Below are 4,178 nucleotides of genomic sequence, written 5' to 3' on the forward strand. Positions count from 1 at the left end.
ATCAATAGCCTTATGAACTCCAAATATAATGACCTCTTGAAAAAGTGGTATGAGGGGTTTGCAGATGCTATGAATGATGACAATGGTCTGACCGAAGAAGAGCAAGCCAAACTGAAAAAGGAGTGGGACAGCATCGTAAATAGTGCCATAACTGACCGCGATAGTCTTAAAAAGGCTATGGGATGGGATGCCGGGAGTGCGTATTCGCAGGAGGCATCAAAAGCCGGTGTTACTACCATTACGGAAGATACGGGTCTTGCCATCATTGGCAGGATGACGGCAATGCAGGAAGCTGTGGAATCAATCAAGGCTACCGACAACATTTCTGCAATGACTCTTGCGGACATGACCGATGAACTTATCCAGATTGCAATGGAATATAGCCGTTTCAACGTTCATCAGGATAACATCGAGCGTCAGCTTGCAAAAATCTACATCGAATTGCAGACTATCAGTGAAAACACTGGGGCGATTGTCAAGCCTATTCAGACGATGCAAGCTGACATTGCTGAAATCAAGAAAAATACTAAAAATCTCTAAGCATGAATAAAATACCGGAACTTAAAATCAACAAATATTCTGTATATGATACCTTTGGGGTGCGTATGGGGGATGGTTTTCTTGATGCGCTGACCGAGCCATTGACATTAAAGGAAAATATCGAAAACGAGTCGCGCCTTGAACACGGAAAACGCATCATTGTAGATGCTAATCCAAAGATTGCATCCCGTGAGTTGCTTCTGGATTTTACCATTACCGGTAGTTCCAAAGAAGACTTTCTGCAAAAGAAAAATAGTTTTCTTGCTCTTATGTATAAGGGTGAAATCACGTTGCAAGTACCTCAAGAAAGCCCGGATGTGTATCATCTGATATATCGTGGTAAAGGCACTGATTATGGAATGAATGCACAACGTACATTCTGCCACATGATGCTTAAATTCGTAGAGCCAAATCCTGCTAATCGTACATAAACATACTTTTCCATAACTATAAAGGGCGGTCGGTATTATCCAATCGCCCTTTATTTAATCCTTATCTTTTCTTTGAATATCAATGCGCCTTATGGTTGGTCTGGGATTTACAACACGAACCGTCAATGTAAGTTCCGATGATGGTTTGCCGTAATCAGAATCCTTTATCTCAAGAACAATGACTCCATCCTGAATCATCTTCATCACCATTTCCTCTACCATATCTTTCAGACTTTGGTTAAAGACATATCTTTCTGCCGGTGAAATATTCAGCAGTTTCAATGATTCTGATTCATCATACCTACCTATCCGGTGAAACATATTTTTGATATGTTCCACCTCCTTGTAAGATACAAAATACTTTATTCCAAATTGCTTATATTGCTCATTCAGACCGGGCATAACACCCTTTTCTCTGACTTTTTCCGCTTCTGCGAAAACATCAAGCAGGTTATTTATGAGATTGGGATTGATTGCCATATTTCATTCTTTCTCGTTTATGTTCACGCATCGCCCAAATCAATAGCCTTATCATCACGATAAACATAAGACCCATAAAAGCTATCATAAAATAATCTGTTTCATAGACAGCCTTTAATAAATCTGCGCTCATCTGAATTATTCCGAAGATGATGCCAGCAAGATATAACTTGAAATATTGAATGGTCATATCATTTACTTTTGGCTTATTTCCATATTAAGCATGATACAGTAGTTTGCCATATCAAGCAGAGTATCCTCGATGGTTTCGCCCTCTACAAGGGGAGTGTTTCCCTTAATGATGTTTTTAAGGCGATTGAACTTGTGCATGATAGGAGCGAAGCCGGCAACAACACCAAGCTCGCGCACAGTTTCCCCAAATGAATTGCCATAATCATGGTTCTTAGCGATAAAGATGTCGGTCATTTTGCTAACGGTATTCTTAAACGCCTTTACATCCGGAGATTTGTCGTCATTGACTGATTCTAAATCATTGGAGAAGTCAATGACACGGGGATTATTGTTTTGTTCCATTATGTAGATTTTTGATGATTGTTTCAAGTGCTTTTACCCGGTCTTTCAGACCTTTGTTTTCTTCGGATAGACGGGTATTTTCGGTTGTGAGCTTTTCCACCACCCGTCTATTCTTTTTCGCTTCATTTGCCCTTTTGATAAGTTCATAGACGTATGCCCGGTGTGCCTTGTCTGCAATTAAAGGCTTCGCACCATCGTAGGCATCCATCAACTCATCTATTTCTTCATGCTGACGTTCCGAAAGAGCCTCAAGTCGTTTTATCTTTTCGGCTTGCTGGTCATTCATTCGCAATAGATGTGCGATGTACCGATTACGTTTCTTATCATGTTCCTTATACTTATCGATAAGGTAACGTAGCCTACATTCTTCATTCATAAACTTGATATATTGGATTCCATCGTCATCCATAGCCTAATTGGAGAAAAGTAATTTATACTGGGCGAGTTCTTTCTGAAACATATCAGATTTGTTGTATCCGCAACATTTAAGTTCACAGCAGATACCTCCACGATAAACACATTTCTTTACAAGAAATGGAGCTAAGTCGGGGTCAACTTCTGCAATCTTGGACTTTATAACCTGAAAGATTTCTCTTGTTTCAGGTGAAGCAGTGGTACAAAGACGGAGTTTTGCCATATCAATAAATGCTTGCGCATTTCCAAAAAGCAGAAGATTCACCTTTGTGTAGCGGTCTGAATTTTCTGCAAGCCAATTCAGAATATCACAGGCTTCTTCAATTCTTCCATCTGCGAGCAATTCGTTGACCTCTGCGATACGTTCCTTGAGATGGGGATTACCACCGCCGGGGCGGTCGATACGACAGGTTAATTGGTAAGGCTGTGAACCCACATGATGACGGATGAAATGGGTGCTTACAAAAAGAGGGATATTGTAACATTCCACCGTGAAGATTTGTGTCCTTATGATGGAGTGTTCCGTTTTGTAGGCACGTTTCAGGGTTATCTTACTTTCGTGACCGGATGTAAAACTGGCGGCAAGCTGAACAAGCTCCACGCCGGTATGCTTCTTGACAATGATATTGGGTTTATTTTCCATTTTTGATGATTTTTTCTTTAAGTGACCACGTGCGCATTGCACCAAGTCTTGCAAGCTGAAATTGCTCCTCTAAATACAATTTCCGTTCACTGCAATGATAGTGTATGTTTGACGGTTGCGATTCTATTTTAGGCCAGCACTCGCCATCCCATGACGCGGCATAGCTGATAAGACCCCATCTGTGTCCGGGGTCAACTTCTGCAAGTTTTTCACGGCATTTATCAACGATTGACTCCGGCACTGCGTAGTAATGCCACGATACCTTTGTGTCTTCGTGCGTATGCCGTTTCCGAAAGTCTGCGAGAAAGTCTGCCCAACTTCGTTTGATTTCAATTTCGGTAAGATAACCGCTTTTGTTCAGTATCAACAGGTCGGCTTCATGGTTAAGTAAGCCCCATGATACGTTAGGCACGATTACATTGTTCCGAAAATTGAAATATTGCGCGAGTCCAAGCTCTATCTGCGTTATTGATAAGGTCGTGTCAGCAGCCATGATGATTATCTATTGTCGCCGACTCCGTGAATCGTACCACGTTCCACTCTGCCGGCGATTTTTGCTATATTAAGTTCCGCAATTTCAGAAAGACTATAACCGAGAACACTTGACAGGTTCGCGGCATACCACATAATATCGCCAAGCTCCAGCGCGAGGGCGTGTTTGTCGGCTTCCTTGTATTCGCCGTCCTTGTCGCGCAAGATTTTCTTGACCTTATCGGCTAATTCTCCGGCTTCGCCACAGATGGCAAGCGCAAGATAGTTAACCTTGCCGTCGTTGGGATAAATCGCCGTTTTAAGGGCGGCTTCCTGATATTCGTTAAGATTTATTTTCTTTAAGAAGTGTCGTTAGTATTTGCTTTGTTTCCTTTGCGGTCAGCCCGCGATGTTCATCTACTGCCGTTTGCAGTGCCGGGATGATGTCGCTGATTTCGCCTATAATAAAGCCATAGCCACCGCAGTGTCGGCATCGTATTCTTGTAGGTATTCCGCTTTCCCATGCGTCCCAGCATGGCCTGTTGTAGAATCGCGGATTGTCAACCATTCCAACGCCATTGCATACCGGGCATCTCATACGATTATAGGCTTATCGATTTCAAACATCCGGTAGAAGTGCTGGAGGTTGTGAACGTAGCGTAGAT

The 4,178-nt window shown here is 42.3% G+C and carries 7 protein-coding genes and 1 pseudogene; 2 read left to right on the plus strand and 6 right to left on the minus strand.

Going from position 1 to position 4,178, the window contains the following annotated elements:
* A pseudogene (locus tag C5O24_RS11170) lies at positions 1 to 540 on the plus strand (phage tail tape measure protein); the annotation flags it as partial.
* 2 nt (positions 541 to 542) lie between these two features.
* Positions 543 to 971: a hypothetical protein gene (locus tag C5O24_RS11175; protein ID WP_107681832.1), complete on the plus strand. Its 429-nt coding sequence runs from the start codon at positions 543 to 545 to the stop codon at positions 969 to 971.
* A gap of 54 nt (positions 972 to 1,025) precedes the next feature.
* Here C5O24_RS11175 and C5O24_RS11180 read toward each other — a convergent pair whose 3' ends face one another.
* The 6 genes from C5O24_RS11180 to C5O24_RS14520 all read right to left on the minus strand — a co-directional run bounded on the left by C5O24_RS11180 (position 1,026) and on the right by C5O24_RS14520 (position 3,867).
* On the minus strand, positions 1,026 to 1,451 hold the full coding sequence (locus C5O24_RS11180; protein ID WP_133165551.1) for a hypothetical protein: 426 nt from the start codon (positions 1,449 to 1,451) through the stop codon (positions 1,026 to 1,028).
* Between the two features lie 195 nt (positions 1,452 to 1,646).
* Positions 1,647 to 1,985 carry a nucleotide modification associated domain-containing protein gene (locus tag C5O24_RS11190; RefSeq protein ID WP_205961101.1) on the minus strand — a complete coding sequence of 113 codons (339 nt, stop codon included), beginning with the start codon at positions 1,983 to 1,985 and terminating at the stop codon, positions 1,647 to 1,649.
* Positions 1,969 to 2,394, minus strand: a complete 426-nt coding sequence (locus C5O24_RS11195; protein WP_107681835.1) for a hypothetical protein — start codon at positions 2,392 to 2,394, stop codon at positions 1,969 to 1,971. Before C5O24_RS11195 ends, C5O24_RS11190 begins: the two co-directional genes overlap by 17 nt.
* Before the next feature lie 3 nt (positions 2,395 to 2,397).
* Entirely contained in the window at positions 2,398 to 3,042 is a 645-nt protein-coding gene (locus C5O24_RS11200; protein ID WP_107681836.1) for an FAD-dependent thymidylate synthase, read from the minus strand.
* Positions 3,032 to 3,535 carry a hypothetical protein gene (locus C5O24_RS11205; RefSeq protein WP_107681837.1) on the minus strand — a complete coding sequence of 168 codons (504 nt, stop codon included), beginning with the start codon at positions 3,533 to 3,535 and terminating at the stop codon, positions 3,032 to 3,034. The genes C5O24_RS11200 and C5O24_RS11205 overlap by 11 nt, the downstream gene beginning before the upstream one ends.
* A 5-nt stretch (positions 3,536 to 3,540) precedes the next feature.
* Complete coding sequence (locus tag C5O24_RS14520) at positions 3,541 to 3,867, minus strand: nucleoside triphosphate pyrophosphohydrolase family protein (protein ID WP_107681838.1); 327 nt, start codon at positions 3,865 to 3,867, stop codon at positions 3,541 to 3,543.
* Between the last annotated feature and the right edge of the window lie 311 nt (positions 3,868 to 4,178).

This window comes from Paramuribaculum intestinale (genome assembly GCF_003024925.1).
GTDB lineage: Bacteria > Bacteroidota > Bacteroidia > Bacteroidales > Muribaculaceae > Paramuribaculum > Paramuribaculum intestinale.

Excerpts from the sequence above, each read along its gene's own strand:
- C5O24_RS11175 (WP_107681832.1), top strand. The coding sequence starts at position 543 with ATGAATAAAATACCGGAACTTAAAATCAACAAATATTCTGTATATGAT.
- C5O24_RS11180 (WP_133165551.1), bottom strand. The coding sequence starts at position 1,451 with ATGGCAATCAATCCCAATCTCATAAATAACCTGCTTGATGTTTTCGCA.
- C5O24_RS11190 (WP_205961101.1), bottom strand. The coding sequence starts at position 1,985 with ATGGAACAAAACAATAATCCCCGTGTCATTGACTTCTCCAATGATTTA.
- C5O24_RS11195 (WP_107681835.1), bottom strand. The coding sequence starts at position 2,394 with ATGGATGACGATGGAATCCAATATATCAAGTTTATGAATGAAGAATGT.
- C5O24_RS11200 (WP_107681836.1), bottom strand. The coding sequence starts at position 3,042 with ATGGAAAATAAACCCAATATCATTGTCAAGAAGCATACCGGCGTGGAG.
- C5O24_RS11205 (WP_107681837.1), bottom strand. The coding sequence starts at position 3,535 with ATGGCTGCTGACACGACCTTATCAATAACGCAGATAGAGCTTGGACTC.